The organism is Paenibacillus sp. 2RAB27 (genome assembly GCF_052115445.1).
GTDB lineage: Bacteria > Bacillota > Bacilli > Paenibacillales > NBRC-103111 > Paenibacillus_E.
In genome coordinates this window covers 24,054-42,052 of sequence record NZ_JBFRGR010000020.1, presented here as the reverse complement: position 1 = coordinate 42,052, position 17,999 = coordinate 24,054, and the positions used below count along the sequence as shown (strand labels likewise).

19 protein-coding genes are annotated in these 17,999 nt (G+C 44.2%); 3 read left to right on the top strand and 16 right to left on the bottom strand.

All coding sequences use genetic code 11. From position 1 onward, the window contains the following. Positions 1-172: 172 nt before the first annotated feature. The 3 genes from ald to kynU form a co-directional block, all read right to left on the bottom strand. Positions 173-1,303: an alanine dehydrogenase gene (ald, locus tag AB4114_RS23675; protein ID WP_441990648.1), complete on the bottom strand. Its 1,131-nt coding sequence runs from the start codon at positions 1,301-1,303 to the stop codon at positions 173-175. 30 nt (positions 1,304-1,333) lie between these two features. After that, the gene (locus AB4114_RS23670) at positions 1,334-2,695 is read right to left on the bottom strand and encodes an amino acid permease (RefSeq protein ID WP_441990647.1); all 1,362 of its coding nucleotides are present in this window, start codon (positions 2,693-2,695) and stop codon (positions 1,334-1,336) included. A gap of 93 nt (positions 2,696-2,788) precedes the next feature. Continuing rightward, positions 2,789-4,075 carry a kynureninase gene (kynU, locus tag AB4114_RS23665; protein ID WP_441990731.1) on the bottom strand — a complete coding sequence of 429 codons (1,287 nt, stop codon included), beginning with the start codon at positions 4,073-4,075 and terminating at the stop codon, positions 2,789-2,791. 208 nt (positions 4,076-4,283) lie between these two features. Here kynU and AB4114_RS23660 point away from each other — a divergent pair, with 208 nt between their 5' ends. Next, positions 4,284-4,898: a TetR/AcrR family transcriptional regulator gene (locus AB4114_RS23660; protein ID WP_441990646.1), complete on the top strand. Its 615-nt coding sequence runs from the start codon at positions 4,284-4,286 to the stop codon at positions 4,896-4,898. A gap of 61 nt (positions 4,899-4,959) precedes the next feature. Here AB4114_RS23660 and AB4114_RS23655 read toward each other — a convergent pair whose 3' ends face one another. The 12 genes from AB4114_RS23655 to AB4114_RS23600 are packed head-to-tail and all read right to left on the bottom strand — an operon-like array spanning position 4,960 to position 14,853. After that, on the bottom strand, positions 4,960-5,745 hold the full coding sequence (locus tag AB4114_RS23655) for a 2-keto-4-pentenoate hydratase (protein WP_441990645.1): 786 nt from the start codon (positions 5,743-5,745) through the stop codon (positions 4,960-4,962). Beyond that, positions 5,735-6,772 carry a 4-hydroxy-2-oxovalerate aldolase gene (gene dmpG / locus AB4114_RS23650; RefSeq protein WP_441990644.1) on the bottom strand — a complete coding sequence of 346 codons (1,038 nt, stop codon included), beginning with the start codon at positions 6,770-6,772 and terminating at the stop codon, positions 5,735-5,737. Before dmpG ends, AB4114_RS23655 begins: the two co-directional genes overlap by 11 nt. 21 nt (positions 6,773-6,793) lie before the next feature. Further along, entirely contained in the window at positions 6,794-7,678 is an 885-nt protein-coding gene (locus tag AB4114_RS23645) for an acetaldehyde dehydrogenase (acetylating) (protein ID WP_441990643.1), read from the bottom strand. A gap of 24 nt (positions 7,679-7,702) precedes the next feature. Next, complete coding sequence (locus AB4114_RS23640; protein ID WP_441990642.1) at positions 7,703-8,488, bottom strand: 2-keto-4-pentenoate hydratase; 786 nt, start codon at positions 8,486-8,488, stop codon at positions 7,703-7,705. Between the two features lie 31 nt (positions 8,489-8,519). Continuing rightward, positions 8,520-9,989 carry an aldehyde dehydrogenase gene (locus AB4114_RS23635; protein ID WP_441990641.1) on the bottom strand — a complete coding sequence of 490 codons (1,470 nt, stop codon included), beginning with the start codon at positions 9,987-9,989 and terminating at the stop codon, positions 8,520-8,522. Positions 9,990-9,999: 10 nt separating this feature from the next. Next, on the bottom strand, positions 10,000-10,461 hold the full coding sequence (locus AB4114_RS23630) for a RidA family protein (RefSeq protein WP_441990640.1): 462 nt from the start codon (positions 10,459-10,461) through the stop codon (positions 10,000-10,002). Positions 10,462-10,475: 14 nt separating this feature from the next. Further along, positions 10,476-11,471 (bottom strand): amidohydrolase family protein, encoded by a 996-nt coding sequence (locus AB4114_RS23625; protein WP_441990639.1) that lies wholly within the window; start codon positions 11,469-11,471, stop codon positions 10,476-10,478. After that, entirely contained in the window at positions 11,456-11,986 is a 531-nt protein-coding gene (locus AB4114_RS23620; RefSeq protein ID WP_441990638.1) for a 3-hydroxyanthranilate 3,4-dioxygenase, read from the bottom strand. The genes AB4114_RS23625 and AB4114_RS23620 overlap by 16 nt, the downstream gene beginning before the upstream one ends. Before the next feature lie 45 nt (positions 11,987-12,031). Next, positions 12,032-12,223: a tautomerase family protein gene (locus AB4114_RS23615; RefSeq protein WP_441990637.1), complete on the bottom strand. Its 192-nt coding sequence runs from the start codon at positions 12,221-12,223 to the stop codon at positions 12,032-12,034. Beyond that, positions 12,224-12,772 carry an NADPH-dependent FMN reductase gene (locus tag AB4114_RS23610; RefSeq protein WP_441990636.1) on the bottom strand — a complete coding sequence of 183 codons (549 nt, stop codon included), beginning with the start codon at positions 12,770-12,772 and terminating at the stop codon, positions 12,224-12,226. A gap of 13 nt (positions 12,773-12,785) precedes the next feature. Then, entirely contained in the window at positions 12,786-13,334 is a 549-nt protein-coding gene (locus AB4114_RS23605) for an FAD synthetase (RefSeq protein WP_441990635.1), read from the bottom strand. Between the two features lie 40 nt (positions 13,335-13,374). Beyond that, entirely contained in the window at positions 13,375-14,853 is a 1,479-nt protein-coding gene (locus AB4114_RS23600) for a 4-hydroxyphenylacetate 3-hydroxylase family protein (RefSeq protein ID WP_441990634.1), read from the bottom strand. A gap of 309 nt (positions 14,854-15,162) precedes the next feature. Here AB4114_RS23600 and AB4114_RS23595 point away from each other — a divergent pair, with 309 nt between their 5' ends. Continuing rightward, complete coding sequence (locus AB4114_RS23595) at positions 15,163-15,795, top strand: Crp/Fnr family transcriptional regulator (RefSeq protein WP_441990730.1); 633 nt, start codon at positions 15,163-15,165, stop codon at positions 15,793-15,795. A 29-nt stretch (positions 15,796-15,824) separates the two neighbouring features. Beyond that, entirely contained in the window at positions 15,825-16,457 is a 633-nt protein-coding gene (locus tag AB4114_RS23590) for a Crp/Fnr family transcriptional regulator (RefSeq protein WP_441990633.1), read from the top strand. A 126-nt stretch (positions 16,458-16,583) separates the two neighbouring features. Here the strand turns inward: AB4114_RS23590 and AB4114_RS23585 are convergent, their stop codons facing one another. After that, positions 16,584-17,909, bottom strand: a complete 1,326-nt coding sequence (locus AB4114_RS23585; RefSeq protein WP_441990632.1) for a uracil/xanthine transporter — start codon at positions 17,907-17,909, stop codon at positions 16,584-16,586. Positions 17,910-17,999: the final 90 nt, after the last annotated feature.

Genomic DNA, 17,999 nt, shown 5'->3' with positions numbered 1-17,999 from the left:
CCTGTTAAATAAATAATGACTACATATTTCGGTAATTCTATATGTAAGCCCTTTCATTTAAAAGTATATTACGAATATGACATCATGTCAATGACATGATGTCTGTTAGATTGAATCATCCTTAAAAGTAAAAATACCACGACTAATTAGCCGTGGTACCTTGAACGATTACCTATAACTCAACCATTTCCCCAAAAGCATCTTCTACTTTTACATAATCGTAACCAAGATCTTTGGCAACCGCTTCAAATGTAATTTCACCATTTGCTGTGTTTACGCCAAGTCTTAAAGCTTCGTTTTCGGAGATTGCTTTATTTACACCTTTGTTTGCGATCTGTAATGCATACGGCAGAGTGACATTCGTTAAAGCGATGGTAGAAGTCCTCGGAACTGCACCAGGCATGTTGGCTACAGCGTAATGAACGACGCCATGCTTGACATAGGTCGGATTGTCATGTGTTGTGATGTGATCGATCGTCTCAACGATTCCACCTTGGTCGATAGCAACATCAACAATAACAGAACCAGGCTTCATCGTCTTTACAATTTCTTCCGATACCAGTTTTGGTGCTTTTGCACCAGGAATTAATACCGCGCCAATTAAAAGATCAGCTTCAGCGACTGACTGTGCGATATTGAAGGGGCTCGACATCAATGTTGTAATTTGATTGCCAAATATATCATCCAATTGACGCAGCCGATCAGCGCTTAAGTCGATGATTGTTACATCAGCACCGATTCCAATTGCCAATTTTGCTGCGTGCGTACCTACGACACCGCCGCCAATAATGGTCACTTTCCCACGGTTCACACCAGGGACGCCTGCAAGGAGAATACCTTTACCCCCATTTGATTTTTGTAAAAATTGCGCACCGATTTGTGTGGCCATCCGACCAGCTACCTCACTCATTGGCGTAAGCAATGGCAAAGTGCGGTTCACCGAAACAGTTTCATAGGCAATGGCAAGAACTCCTTTTTCTTTAAGTGCCTGAGCCAAAGCCGGTTCAGCGGCTAGATGTAGGTAAGTGAATAAAATCAAGCCTTTACGAAAATAGTTATACTCACTCGGAAGCGGCTCTTTCACTTTCATAATCATATCTGATTTTTCCCATAACTCTGCCGAATTATCAATAATTTCCGCACCGGTATTGATGTAATCTTCATTCGTAAAACCGCTGCCTGTACTAGCGTTATTCTCAACTAATACTTTATGCCCAGCACTTACGAATGAAACGACTCCAGCTGGCGTTAAAGCGACACGGTTTTCGTTATTCTTAATCTCCTTAGGGATACCAATTATCATATAAAGCCCTCTCCTTCTGTTTTCATAAAATTATTTTACATGTTGCTTTTTTTTCATAACCAAATACGCAATTGATAAAAATAGAAGCCAAGGAATACCGAATTGAAGCATGATTTTGAAATCGGTAAACCATGCTGTGATCATTAAACTCAATAAGAGAAGTCCCCCCAATATCGTCAAATATGGAAAACCCATCATTCTTACCGGCAATTTGCGTCCTCCCCGTTTGTCCCATTTCTTACGGAAAAATAAATGGGAGAGGAAGATGATTAACCAGGTAAAAAGTGAACCAAACATCGATATCCCCATCATAAATGCGTAGGAAGATCCAGGCAGCAGCGCATTTACAACAGCTGCAAAAATAATTCCAGTTGAGGAAACGATAAGTGCAGTTGTTGGAACCCCTTTTTTAGACAGCTTCCCCATTACGGCAGGCGCAAACTTTTCTTGCGATAGTGAAAACAACGTTCTTGAGGAAGCATACAGCATCCCGTTCATGGAAGATAACGCGGCTGTTAACACGATAAAATTCATGATGCCAGAAGCGCCAGGTATATTTAAGATTTCCATGACTCTAACAAATGGGCTTTTTTCAATTCCTGCCGATTGCCATGGAACAATCATCAACATGATCGCCAAAGTTACCACATAGAAAGCAGACAATCGGAAAACAGTTGACCTTAAGGCTTTCGGTACAGCTACATCCGGCTCTTTGGCTTCACCTGCAGTAACCGCGACCAATTCAGTACCTATGAAGCTAAAAAGAGAAATAAAGACGGCAATCCACATTCCTTTAAAACCAAATGGCAGGAAACCTTTATGATCTACCAGGTTATGAGCGCCCACATTTTCATAGCTGGAAGTCCCAAATAGAACGTACGCACCAAGAAGGATAAATCCAACAATTGCACTAACCTTGATCATGGAAAACCAATACTCAAATGATGCAAATGCATTAACACTGGTAGCGTTTACATATATGAGCACTGCGGTAAATATAATGATCCAAGTGATACCAGGGACTCCCGGATACCAGTATTTCATATAGACTGCAATTGCACTTATTTCAACCCCGATCGCAAGAACCTGAGCAATCCAATAAGAGTACCGAACAAGAAAGCCTACCATGGGATGTAGATAGAGATCCGCAATCGTTCCAAAAGATCCTGAAGTTGGATGGGCAACCGTCATTTCTGCCAAACAACCCATTAATAATAAAACGATAAACGCACCTATGGTATAGCTCAGCAATACACTTGGTCCTGCAGTGCCAATGGCTAGTCCGCTTCCAAGGAATAACCCCGTCCCAATGGCCATCCCCATTGCGATCATCGAGAGCCGACTTGATGATAACTCCCGTTTTAATCCCTCGCCGCTATTTTTATTTTCCATTTATTTCAACCCCTTCTTTAACCATCAGGCTTTGTCCAACCATATCTTGTTCAATGCCCTCAGAGGGAAAAGCCCCTCCCACTGCTTTTTGCTTTATGCCACTACTTCACGTTCATTTTTAAATTTCTCATATTGTTTTTCAGTCATAATCTTTTTAAGGGTTTGAACCACTTCCCAAACTTCCTCATAGGACGTATAAAGGGCAACAGGTGCAAGACGAATGATGTTAGGCGCTCGAAAATCCGGAATGATGCCGTTTTCCTTCAATGATTTACAAATTCGTGCCGCTTCGTTATGCTCAAGGCTTACATGCCCGCCGCGTCGTGCATCCTCTCTTGGCGTTCCTATGAAAAATCCCATATCCCCTAATTCACTCTCAATTAAATTCATTAAATATTGATTGATTTTAAGTGATTTTTGACGAATATTTTCTATTCCTGCTTCCGCAAAAATCTCCAATGACCCAATCAAAGGGGCAACGCTAAGCACATGAGGAGTTCCTATTTGGAAAGCTCCCGCAGAAAGAGCAGGGGTTAACGTGTGCTCCATATCGAATTGCTTCTCTTTAGCAGAACTAAACCATCCGGCGAGTCCGGGCATTTTTCCAAAATGCTTTCGATTCACAAACAAGCCTCCGACACCGCCAGGTCCTCCGTTCAAATGTTTATAATTACACCAAAACGCAAAATCTACACCCCATTCGCTAAATGAGTGTGGAATCGAACCTGCCGAGTGGCAAGCGTCAAACCCGATTAAAATCCCTCTACGGTGTGCTTCAGCGGTTAATCGTTTAATATCCAATATTTGACCGCTGCGATAAAGTACGGTGGGCAAAACGATCAAAGCGACTGTCTCGTCCATGGCTTCCATAATGTCATCTTCTTCTAAAAAGCGTCCGTCGCGGCTTTTTACACGAATCAGATGTGTATCGGGGTTATATCCACGTATCTGTAACTGGCTTTGTAGTGCATAAATATCGGATGGAAATGTGAGTTCATCCGCTAAAATTTTTGTGCGTATTCCTTCTGGATTATAGAACGTAGATACAAGCTGATGTAGGTTTACGGTTGTAGAACCTGTTACAATGACTTCTTCTGCTGAGCCTCCTACTAACGGAGCAAGCTTCTTGCCTAGATTCTCTGCCATAAAGAACCATGGATGTTTTCCCTCTGTCCAGCCGTCGATTCCATATTCTTTCCAATCCTCTAAAGATTCCAAGAGAGTCCTTTCCGCTCTTTTCGATAGTAGTCCTAATGAGTTCCCATCCATATAAATGGAGCCTGGCTTTAAATAAAACTCTTCTCGAAACCGTACCAGAGAATCTTCCTTATCCAATTCTTTTGCATATTTTAAAGTTCCTTCAAAGTTTTTCAAATGCATCAAGATAATCCTCTCCTTTACAAAATGAATGTGATAAAGCGCTTTCTTGATTGAATATGACGTAATGTCAATATTATTATCGCTCTAAATATGACACGGTGTCAATATTATTTTTATGCTAATTTTTTACATGAAAACCTTATGGCTTCCCTTCCTTTTAAATGAAAAAACATATATGCTAGAGATATTGAATAATGGGGGAATAAGAATGGATCACCGCAATATAGAGGATAAAAGACATTTACGATCGATGAAAACACGGATGAAGCTTTTAGAAGCCGCTAGGGAAGTCTTTCTTCAAGAAGGTTTTCAAAAAGCAACGATCTCGCAGATGATTAACAAAGCGAGTATCGGATACGGAACGGCCTATGTTCATTTTGGAGGAAAAGAAGATCTTTTGAYCGTATTGTTGGAGGATGTTATGGAGCGATTTTTTGACATTGCGGAAATCTCCTTCCTGCCCAAATCGAAACAAGAAGCCGTAGAAATTATTAACAAACAAGCCTACGCTTTTCTAAAAACTGCGGAAGCCGAGCGGGATATGATGCAAGTCTTTGAACAAGCAATCGGGGTTTCTTCGTTAGTCTCGGATAAATGGAAAGCTATTCGGGAAAAATTTATTGGGCGTATTTCCACGGACGTTGCCTATTCCCAACAAAATGGGTTAGCTAGATCGGAATTAAATCATGAGATTGTGGCACGAGGCTGGTATTTTACGAATGAAATGTACCTATGGGAAATTGTCCGGAACGAACATCATGGTTCTGTTGAAGAGGTCGCAAGAACGATTACTTCTGTCTACGTCACAGGACTTTATATATAGTCGGACCAATAGCCCAGACACCGTATGACCGGTTCTGGGCTTGTTACATTCAAACAAATAATTAAGCTTTAACAGTAAAGTCAATCGAACCAAGACCATCCCATTTTGCAGAGACAACATCGCCCTCAAACAGCTGGTGTGCTCCGGTAATTCCACCAGTTAAAATGATCTGGCCTGCTTTCAGCTTACGGCCTCTGCGGGCAAGCATATTAGCCAGCATGGCGACCGAATTAGCCGGATGTCGGAGAACGGCAGCGCCTGCACCCAAATCTTTCATTTCTCCGTTAATAGAAAGGGTGACCCCGACCAAATCCAGATCATATTCAAGCGGATTTCTCATCGTGGAACCAATGAATACTCGTGAGGAAGAAGTGTTATCTGCAATAACATCCGGCAAAGTGAATTGGAAATTTTGATATCTACTATCAATGATTTCTAATGCAGGAACGACATAATCTGTAGCGGCCAACACTTGTGCTCCTGTAATTCCAGGTCCCTCGATATCCTTGCCAAGAATAAAAGCAATTTCCGCTTCTACTTTCGGATGTATCAATTCGCTTAGCGAAAGCTCTCCGCGATCAAGAGCCATATAATCAAAAATGTAGCCGTAAATCGGCTCGTCTACATTCATTTGCTTCATTTTGGCCATGCTGGTAAAACCCATCTTCAATGCAAAAATTTGATGCCCTTGCTCAGCCTTAATAGCAACGATTTCATCTTGGATACGGTATCCATCATTTACAGATAGCTCAGGATATTCGGCCGTCAGCTTAATGACTTCATGCTTGTTCAATTCAGCATCCACAAGCTTTTCAGCTAGAGTTCTGTTAATTTGATCAGAAAGCAAATTGGTTCCCCCCTCTAGAGTTACGCTTAGCGATTTCTGCAGCTATGTCAATGATCATATCCTCTTGCCCACCAACAACTTTACGCTTTCCAAGTTCCATTAGGATATCGCGGGAATCAATTTCAAACTTCTTCGCTGCACGCTCCGCATGCAAACGGAAGCTGGAGTATACGCCGGCATAGCCGAGAACCAGGCTGTTTTTAGTGATTTCCTGAGGCACCTCAAGAATAGGCGCTACGATATCTTCTGCCAAATCCATCATTTTGTACAGATCCACACCCGTGTTAATGCCCATACGCTCCAACACGGCGATTAACACTTCGGTTTGCGTGTTGCCAGCGCCTGCGCCTAAACAGCGTACACTGCCGTCAATACGTGTGGCGCCTTCCTCAATTGCCGCAAGCGTATTGGCCATAGCCAAGGATAAATTGTTATGACCATGAAATCCTACATCAATACCAACGCTTTGCTTCAGAGCCCGAATTCGCTCCGCAACTTCTTTGGGCAGCATCGCTCCAGCTGAATCAAAGATATACACGGCATCTGCCCCATAGCTCTCCATCAATTTCGCTTGCTCCACAATTTTACTCGGTGATGCCATGTGAGACATCATCAAGAATCCGATCGTCTCAAGCCCTAGTTCCTTTGAGCGAGCAATGTGCTGAGCAGAAACGTCTGCCTCCGTTACATGGGTTCCTATGCGCGCCATGCCTACACCTAACTTTGCAGCGGCATTTAAATGTTTAGTCGTACCAATTCCCGGCAGAAGCAATACAGCAATTTTGGCTTGTTTGCAAACGGAAACAGCTGCTTCAATCAGTTCCATTTCATCCGTTCGGGACAATCCATATTGCAAGGATGAACCGGCAAGTCCGTCCCCGTGCGTCACTTCAATGTAAGGAACGTTTGCTTCGTCAAGTGAGCGGGCTACATTGACCACTTGCTCCACTGTGTATTGATGATTGATCGCATGGCTGCCGTCACGAAGGGCCACTTCCGTGATGAGAATATCGCGGTTAACACTCATCGTCTCCTTCTCCTTTCTTATTTAGGCTGTTTCTGCAGTGAGGGATTTGGCAAGTTCCTCAGCCACTTTCACTGCTGTAGCTGTCATAATATCCAAATTACCCGAGTATTTTGGGAGGTAATCGCCAGCTCCTTCTACTTCAAGGAACACGGTTACTTTGTTTTTATCAAAAATAGGTTCCGTGCGAAGTCGATACCCAGGCACATACGATTGGATGTAGGCAACTGTCTGTTCGATTGACTTCACAATGTCCTCTTCATCGAGTTGATCCGGGTCTACCAATGCATATACCGTATCTCTCATCAAAATCGGTGGTTCAGCAGGATTCATGATAATAATCGCTTTTCCTTTTTTCGCTCCGCCAATGCTTTCAATACCGTGGGAAGTCGTTTCCGTAAACTCGTCAATATTGGCGCGAGTTCCCGGACCAGCGCTTTTACTTGAAATGGTGGCGACAATTTCGGCGTAGCTCACTGGGCTGACCTTATTAATCGCATGAATAATCGGAATTGTCGCTTGTCCACCACAAGTAATCAAGTTAATATTTGACGCATTCAGATGAGCGCCAAGATTAGCGCTCGGAACGACATAAGGTCCAACTGCGGCCGGTGTTAGATCAATCGCTATTTTCCCTGCTTCCCGGAGAGCCTTGGCATGTCGAATATGAGCCTTTGCAGACGTAGCGTCAAACACGATATCAGCAAGCTCTGGGCTTTGCTCCAAAAATTGCTTCAGTCCTCCAGCGAACACTTTATATCCGTGATCTTTCGCACGGCGAAGTCCATCCGATTCGGCGTCAATCCCGATCATTGAAGTTAATTCAAGTACATCCGATCTGCTTAACTTCATCATTAAATCAGTGCCGATGTTCCCAGAGCCCAGAATAGCTACCTTTATTTTAGACATTCTACTCTCCTCCAAATCATTCAGTTAAGATGTGAACCTGACGCCAACTTCCCCTAGATGAGCAATACGTGCGCTGAAATAATCACCAGGAGCCGCATTGGCAGCTGCAGACAGCGCTCCGGAAAGGATAACCTCTCCGGCTTTTAACGTAATGCCGAATTCAAACAATTTATTAGCAAGCCACGCTACACAAGTTGCCGGATTGCCTAGCGCCGCGGCGCCAACGCCGGTATTAATCAACTCTCCGTTTTTATAGAAAGCCATACCCGCCATGACAAGATCAATTTGATCCGGCTTGACTGGACGTCCACCGAGAACATATAAACCGGAAGATGCGTTATCGGCTACGGTATCCTCTAGCTTGATTTTCCAATCCGCAATGCGGCTGTCAACAATTTCCAATGCTGGCAGCACATAATCGGTTGCCATAAGGACATCATGCGCAGTAACCCGCGGACTTACCAAGTCGCGCTTCAGGACAAAAGCGATTTCAGCCTCCGCTTTCGGCTGAAGAACGCGTGCAAACGAAATTTCTCCGTTATTTTCCACTGCCATATCATCTAACAAATGACCATAATCCGGTTGATCTACGCCCAATAACTTTTGCATAGCCAGTGAAGTAAGCCCAATTTTCTTGCCTACAATTTTAGCGCCGTCCGCAACTTTGCGTTCGATTGTTTTCAATTGAACGTGGTATGCTTCTTCGACGGTAATGTTGGAGTCCAAGGACGTCAACGGTGATACCMCGTGTCCTATTTTTACAGCCTTTTCCAAGTAATCAGCAAATCGTGTAATCTTCACCAAATCCAAATTCTCTTCCTCCTCCAAGTTGAAGCTCTTTCTATAGTTTCATGGTAACTGTCTTTGCTTCCGTATAAAATTCGAAGCTGTGACGACCGCCTTCACGACCGATTCCGCTTTCTTTCGCTCCCCCAAACGGAGTGCGCAAATCGCGAACATACCAGCAGTTAATCCACAATAGACCGGATTTCACTTGATCGGCAACGCGGTGAGCGCGTCTCAAGTCATTCGTCCATACGACTCCGGCTAACCCATAGATAGAATCATTGGCAATTTGAATCGCTTCTTCTTCTGTTTTAAAAGGAATAATGACAATGACCGGACCGAATATTTCTTCTTGAGCCACTCTCATTTTGTTGTCTACATCGTAAAATACGGTTGGCTCGTAGAAATTGCCCTCTCCGAGGGTTGTGATTTTCTTACCGCCATAAGCCAGTTTAGCACCTTCGCTGAGGCCGATCTGCACATACTCATCAACCGTATTCAAGTGACTACTTGATACGAGCGCGCCCATATCCGTCTCTTCATCAAGCGGATTACCCACTTTAATCTGTTTAACAGCCGCAACGAATTTTTCCAGAAACTTGTCGTAAACACTCTCTTGAACCAATAGTCTGGAGCCCGCTAAACAAATTTCCCCTTGATTACGGAATATGGCTTCAATGGATCCTTTAACCGCCTCATCCAAATCCGCGTCCTCAAACACAATATTAGCTGACTTCCCTCCGAGTTCGAGTGATACTGGGATAAGCTGAGAAGCTGCATTTTTCATTACTGTCTTTCCAGTCGTTGTTTCACCCACAAATGAAATGCGGCGCACATTAGGATGAGTGGTCATTGCAGTCCCAACAGTTCCGCCAGGACCTGTAAGAATATTTAGAACGCCGGGCGGCAACCCTGCTTCATTCGCTATTTCGCCAAGCATAACAGCGCTGAGCGGCGTGTAAGAAGCCGGTTTCACGATCACGGTATTGCCTGAGGCGAGCGCCGCGGAAGCTTTCCATGTCATTTGCATAAACGGCAGGTTCCAAGGAATAATGAGGCTTGTTACACCTGCGGGCGCATATTTGGAATAAGACATGAACTTATTCATATCGTAGTTTTCGTGCACCATGTATTTGGCCATTTCGGCAAAGAAACGCATGTTCCAAGCCGCTCGCGGGATGTCAAAGCCGCGGCTTTCTTTAATCGGCTTACCGACGTCAAGCGTCTCCACCATCGCCAATTCATCCACCCTTTCCAGGATGATATCGGACATTCTGCACAAAATTTTCGCTCTATCTTCGACCGCCATTTTGCTCCAAACACCGCTTTCGAACGTGCGATGAGCCACGTCAATCGCTTTGTTCACATCCTGCTCGTTTGCATTCGCCACTGTCGTTAGCTTTCGATTCGTCGCAGGATCAATCGTATCGAATGTCTCACCTGAGATTGCGTCTACATATTCACCATTAATAAACAACTTTGCGGCTCTTATTTTTACCTGGTTGCCTTGTATCGTCTGACTCATTGGAAACCTCCTATTCTTCGACTTCTAGAATCATTTCAACTTCAACTGCATTATTGAGCGGCAGCTGCGCCATTCCTACAGCCGATCGTCCGTGCTTTCCTTTTTCCCCGAATACGTCTACAAGCAAATCAGATGCGCCGTTCATCACCTTCGGTTGATCTGTAAAATCAGGAGAGCTGTTTACAAAGCCCAGGATTTTGACGATCCGCTTTACTTTGCTCAGGTCCCCAACTTCTTGCTTAACGACTGTGAGCAGATTGAGCATACACTGTTTTGCTGCCGCGTAGCCTACCTCAATGGTCACATCTTCGCCGAGCTTTCCGCGATATTCATTCGTTCCTTGACCAGCCGTAAAAATCAAGTTTCCTGTGCGTACGCAGCCTACATAATTCCCAACCGCTTTACGCGGGTCAGGCAGTTTAAGACCCAGTTCTTGCAATCTTTGTTCCGGCGTAACATTTGAATTTGTCATAGCTCTCACCTTGTTTATTTAATGTTTAAAAATCGTAATGCGTTTGCCCCGAGCATAGCTAATCTTTGCTCTTCCGGAACATCCAGCGTGCGGTCAATGACTTCCCCAGGCGGCACTTCTCGTAACAAAAACGGATAATCTGATCCCATCAAGATGCGATCGTAGCCAAACTTGTCAACCAAATATTTGACATTCCCCGGATCGTTGACGAGCGAGTCAAAGTAAAAATTATCTGTGTAATGGCTTGGCGGATTCGAAATGAGTCTCAAATGCGGCCATACATGCCAACCCTTATCAAGACGAGGCAGAATGTATGGAAACGAACCCCCGCCGTGTGCAAAACAAATTTTGAGTTTCGGGAACTTCTCAATGACCCCGCCTAAGATTAAACTTGCGGCAGCCAGAGCCGTTTCGCTCGGCATCCCGACGGTGTACATGAGATTGTGACGGGGCATCCGCTCTTTGCCCATTGTCTCCCATGGGTGGACAAACAATGGCACATTCCATTGCTCACACATTTGGAAAAATTCAATCAGTGAAGGATCATCTAAGTTGTTGCCGTTGACATTTGTGCCGATTTCGATTCCTTTTAAACCAAGTACGTTTATGCAGCGATCCATTTCACGTATAGCCACTTCCGGATTTTGCAGCGGAACCGCTCCCAGTCCGATAAAACGATCCGGATATTGGCTAACTGTTTCTGCGATGAAATCGTTCTGAATTCGGGCCATCGCCTCTGCTTCTGCTGCAGGAGCCCAATAGGAGAACGTAACAGGAATAGGAGACAGCACTTGCATATCTACATGTTCCCGCTCCATATCGTGTATTCTCTTAACGGGGTCCCAACACTGATCCGTGATTTCACGGAACACTTTACCTGCAACCATAATGTTGGCGCCGCATGTGCATGTTCGCTGAATCGTGGGCCAACGCCCACCCCCATATTTTTCATTAAAGTCAGGAAAATCTTCTGGAATAATATGCGTATGGAAATCTACTCGCATATCCATTCACTCGCTTCGGGAGCCATCTCATGTCCGCATTTATCGCACTTTCTCAGATCGACGTCCCCATTAAAAGCCTGGATCGCTTCTTTGACTTGAATTTCAATATTCGTCAATTGAACGGTAGTACGGTGCATCAGATGATCGCATTTTTCGCAGAACCAAACGAAACTTTCCAGTTCGCCTTCAGGTCTGCTGCGTTCAATAACGAGACCAATCGTGTCCGCGATCCGGTGCGGAGAGTGGGGAACGTTAGGCGGAAGCAGGAACATCTCTCCCTCTTTCACAGTAATAACCTCGCGCTTGCCATCCTTATTAATGATTTCGACGTAGCAATCTCCCTTTAGCTGATAAAACACTTCTTCCGAAGGATCAACGTGAAAGTCGCGACGTTTGTTAGGACCTCCAAGAAGCATAACCATCAACTCTGTGTCTTTCCATATGACTTTGTTGTTCACCGGAGGTTTAAGCTGATCTTTGTTTTCCTCGATAAATTTCATCAAATTAATAGGTTTAAGCATTTCGAATCACTCCTCTAATTAATGGTTTGGGTAAGTCTTCCCTGCTCAAGATCGTATCTTTTCCACCGTTTTTCCTGCAATTCCCCAGTGCGTTAACGGAATATCATATAGTAAAACCCTTACGCTTTCAGGTGAAACCCGCAGCGTTTCGGACACCGTTTGAGTGACACGTGCAATCAGCTCGTCTTTTACTTCTTGATCTCTACCTTCTAGGATCTTCAACTCAATTATCGGCATTTAAACAGTCCCTTCTGTTTTCAACGCCTTTTGCATAAAGACAACCTCTTGAGCCAAATTTGCGATTCTTTCCAATACGTCAGCGTCAACAATTTCGTTCTGTTTATTGAAATGATCGTTATTCGCATAGACATAACCTGGAGCAACATAAGCTCGGAAATAACCGGCGATCGGCTTCAAGTGATTTTCAATCACTAGAAAATGCTGATAAGTCCCTCCTGTAGCGGCAAATCCCATTACTTTGTTACGAAGAACCTGCGGAGGAATATGATCAAACAGATTTTTCAGAACCCCTGTGATAGACCCCTGAAATATTGGCGTACCGATGATATAAAAGTCAGCTGACGTGATCATGTCGATGACCTTTTGAGTATCATCCTCATAGGCGGAGAGAGCACGTCCGTCAACGAACGAAACTTTGTAATCTCTCATATCCAACAGTTCAACTTCAATATCAGGGTTTTGTCTTTTAACCTCATCAAGTGCTTTTTGCACGACGATGCTTGTTTTTGCGCCAATGATTGTTCCAGATATACCCAATAGTTTCATTCTGACTCACTCCTCAGCAGGAAATTGTGTGCGCATGCAGCCAACCTAGTAAATTAAATGATTGCTGAATCTCACCATCCGAAATCAATTGGCGTATTCGCGTAGACGATATATGTTTTCCTTCCGAACAGCAAATAGGCTGCATCATTCGAACCTTGAAATACCGTTCAAGTAGAGTTATATCCCCTTCGCGGTTTTTTCCGAACCGAAAATCTTGGCCAACGATAATTTCCAGTGGATTCAGCTTACTTAAATTTTCAATGAAATCAGATGAACTTCGGGAGGCATACTGTTCGTCAAATTGGGCAACTACCGTATGCTCGATGCCCAGTCGGGCAATCCGATCCAGCTTTTCTTCCATTGTCGTTAACATACGAGCCCCTGAAAAGAAAGTGCGAGGTGGGAGATCAAAGGTATAGACGACACTAGGTGCACCCAATATCTCGCTTCTTAGCAGCACTTGTTGTATGACGGCTTGATGCCCCTGATGCACGCCGTCAAAAGCACCGATTGCAATAACCGAGCCCGGTAAAGTTAAAATTCCATCTGCATGTGATTGCACGCCTCCACCTCATTCCCTAAAAATATCAATCATTTATTAACTAGTTCTGCCCATAGGCCCCTGGAATCTGCGACACGTCTAACGCTTCTTCTACCATTGCAAATGAATGAGTTTTTTTGTAGTTGTTGTAGAAAATGGCTTTTTTGCGAATCGGATCGCCTGTGTAATAACGTTCGTATTGGAGCAGCCGTTGGCCGAACGCCTCGCCGCATAGATCCCATGCCAGCTTAAACAGATGGATACGATCCGTACCGGAAATTCCTTCACGACCGCCATAATAGCGTTCCATATCTTCCGCTAATTCAGGATTTGTCAAATCTCCTTCCGTCGGAGACATGAGCAATCCACCTGCACCAATGATTTGCATCACCTCAATCGCGCGCGGATAGAACGTCGGCAGCAGCCCGCGAATCGTTTCAATTGGATTATATCCAGGAACCAAATCACCGGATGGTAAAGTTTCATACTCTAACTCCGCAACTCTTAGCAAAGCTCTAATCGATTCCACAGACTGAGCTAATTCGCCCAAATCATTTTGAACGTTCAAGTAAGCATCTACACCGATGGAGTCGGCCACTCGCATTGCCACTTCAGTAGCGAACTGAAGCTTAATCAAGCCTCTTACGCCGGTTTGGTGCGACGGTTGCTGTCCAAGCCCTGCTTTTGGATACAACAAGTTCGCCGCTTCCACGTTGTTATACAAAAATATGCGATCCCAAGGAACCAATACGTCGTTAAAAACGAGCAGTGCATCCATCTCTTCGAATCGTGACGCCAGCGGATGATCGGCTAAGCAGCGCGTTCCATCTTGCATAGGCTCGCGGCATAGAATGCGAAGCCCCGGCGTATCGATTGGGAGCGCAAATGCTAGCGCATAACGCTCATCGCCAGGTTTAAATCCAGGGAACGAATACACGATGACTTCATCCGTAATCGGCGAAAGAGTGGCCAACATCTTGGCTCCTCTGACGATCAACCCCTCAGGTGTTTCTCTAACAGCGCCCAAGTGAGTGAAGGTGTCCTGCTGTTCATGCGATGTCTTACTGCGGTCATTTTGCGGGTTGATAATCGCGTGTGTTAAAAATAAGTCGTTATCCCGTACATGACGGTAGTAATTTTTGGCATTTTCCGCCCAATCCGGGTTATATTTCGCCAAAAAGTCTGCATTGCTATACAGCGAAGTGACCACGACATTGAGAAAATCCGGCGTTCTTCCCATCAAACCAAATGTTACTTTTGCAAACTCCTCAAATACTTGTCTCCGCGCTTGTAAATGTTCCGGTTTTTTCGGGACTAAGAATGCGTTGTTCACTCGTTCCCCGGTTTCTTCACAGATGTGTGTAATGCTGTCTTGGCGTGCTGGGTCATGCTGCATGTCATACAGCTTTGCTATTTCATGAATAGGTTGCTTGAATACAACATCTTCATACAAATTAGTCACTCTTCTTCCCGATAGCCATACCTCCGGCTGTCGAGCTTTCAATGCCTCAATATACTGAGTGCCAGTACGAATTCCCATTCGCTGTTCCTCCCTTATCGTTGTAAGCTTGATGCTTATGCCTGAATTATAATACCCGCCAGATAAAAGGACTGTAAGGCAATTAACGTTTTTTACGCTCTTTTTGAAAACGGATTCATCGAATAAGAAAAGAAAGACTTCGACAATGATCGACACCTCTTTGCATAAATATGATCCTTTTCCCTCTTGTTTCCGGGAGCTGTTAAGCATTTAACGTTTTTTCGGTTATTTTTTACCACGTTGTTGTAAACACTATTATTCATCCCTTATAATTGAACTGAAAACGGTTGAGCCAGAGGAGTGATGAATTTGGTAAGCCAGTTTGAACTGATGGATCAGTGGAAGCAGGTTTTAAAGTACGGTAATAGACAGTTTTTTAAAAAGAAAACCGTCATCTATCGCCAAGGTACTGTCGGAGATGGTTTTTATTATCTGCACAGCGGCATCGTTAAAATTGCTGCATCCGGCTCAACAGGGAAAGAACGCATGCTAAATATTGTCGTTCCCGGACAGTTGGTTGGTGTTCATGCGATTGATCAGCAAACCCATTTTACAACGGCAATAACGGCCAAAGACTCCGTGCTATATCATTTTTCCAGTGAACAGTTTAAAGAACTGTTGACAGAGCAGCCTGAGTTAATCCATCTTGTTACTCAAACGATCATACAAAAAATGAGCATACTTTTATTTACCATTAATATGAAAGCGCTTTCTGCTGAAGGGCAAATGGCCATCATTCTATTAAATCTGTTTAATGATTTCAAAAATTACGAAATCCCACTGTCACAACAAGAGCTTGCCAATTGCACGGGCTTAACCAGAATCACTATTTACAAAATCCTTCGGCAATGGAAAGAAGGAGGAATCATCGAAATCAAGGAACGTAAATTTATGATCAAACGACCCGATCTACTAAAAGGCATCATCGAGGATCGTTCATGACACATTGATCCTCGGGAAAAGGTGGCCAAATGATAAACCTTCGTTATAAATTAGAGCCCTATTTATCGTATGCTCAAGTCCTTCATTTCAAAAAAAAGGACATCATTTACCGTCAAGGTGAAAGCGGAAAAGGCTTTTATTACTTGGAGCAGGGCGGAGTAAAAATCGTTCTCCTGTCGGATAGCGGTCATGAACGTATTCTGGACTACATTCCAATAGGAACAATACTCGGGGAGCACGGCGCGAGCAAGTCCCCTTATCTAACGTCTGCTTTTGCTACTTCTCCCTCTATTTTGTATTATTTTTCCGATGAAGCATTAACCAAGATGTGCAAGGATCATCCAGAAGCAGCAATGATATTCACAAATTCTCTTATTTACAAGGTCAGATTGCTCGCTGAGCTTATCGCCTTTCATGATAGTCCTGTTGAGCAGCAAATGGCACATTATTTGCTTAAACTCATTCAGATCCACGAGAATGAAAATATTCCAATTGATCAAACTTCACTCGCCCGCTACGTCGACACGTCCCGAATTACAGTGAACAAAATTGTTAATAATTGGAAAAATTCAGGAATTATTAATTTCTCTCACCCCGGCACGATCCACATTACGAATATTAACAGGCTTAAAGAAATCACGAATAATTCGGAGCACATGTAATTACTTTCACATTAACCTCGTAATAGACAAATGCAGCCCGCCTCTTCACAGAGGTCGGGCTGCATTTTTATTTGTTATCATCTACGCCGTTTCAAACTCCAGATCCCGTTTCTACCATTACTATTATCATTCATTGACCTTGACTCCTAGCCCTTCCGCCTCTGGCGTATCATATCGTGACCAATCAACCGTTAATTCAAGAAAGATTGCCAGCAGGACACCCATCAACAGTCCGTTGCCGACAATCGGGCGTATGATCCCAGGAAAAACTGAAAAAGCTTCAGGCGGCACGTTCAGGATTGAAATTCCAAGCAGCGCAGGTGCCGAAATCCGGTAAACGGTTATTGCATTAAACGTGAACCCTTGCAAATTTCGAAACGCAGAGCCGAACAACTGAAAATAAATGACGAAGAGTACTGCATTTCCGACGCTAACCGGCATCGTCACAAAAAAAGTATCAAATCCCGGGACAAACCCGATTATGGCAAATAGTACTCCTCCTAATACGAGAACCGATCTGTCCAATATTTTGGTGCTTTCTAGAAACCCAATAGACGATGTAAAAGGACCGTAAGGCACCAGCCCAAACAACCCGGATAGAACCGTGTGAAATCCTGTAAAATGGAATGATCTCTTATACTGCGAGTCCGAACTAACAGTCCTATAAAGCTTTTCTGCTGCCTTAAGAGACGCAATTGTATTGGTCATATTAATAAGCCCCGCAAGCATAGCTGCAATCAAAACACCAACTTCCAAATGCGGATTTCCCCATGGGAACAGAACAAAATCGAAATTGTTGCCTCCGATTTCGACTCCGGTTGTAGTGTTGGGAAACAAAACGCGGTAAGCCACCCAACCAGCAAGCATACCGATCAAAACTGAAAAGCTTCTTACCTTCCCCCTACCCTTCACTCCTATCCAGCTAACTAAAAATATTACCGCAATGGAGAGTGCGGCAACCGGCATATCGATTCGGCCTCCGCTCAATCCGATCATGCTTTTAAAAAAAACGATAATCAATTGGCAGGAAAGAAGAAACAAGTACACGAACATGACGATTTGTGTAAACACTTTTTTCAGCACTTTGCCGAAGCCGATCGCCCCCAGTATCGAAGTGACCACTCCGGAGGCGATAATCCCTACTGTAAGCGCTCCCCCCATTTGTTCTAAGGTCATTCCCATGGACGGAGCTGCAGCAGCAAGACTCAAAATAAGTCCCCACCAAAGGCCGGAAGGCCCCTCCATCAAGGCGTACCGGTGTCCGAAGGCTGCTTGTAGCATGCTCGCAATACCGGTAACGACGAAAGTGACTTTCACCACGGAAGCAGTAAGTTCCGGGGAAAAACCGAATGCGGTACTGACTGATAAGGGCACCACAATCGTATTGGCAAACAAAAAGAAAAACCATTGCACACCCGCCAGCCAAAACGATGCCGAGGTCAATTTGTACACGTTGCTACCTCCTTTTACAAGCACCACATTTCCCACCTTCATTATAATTTGGATTCCAGAAGGATCATGTAAACTAATTAACGTTATAGG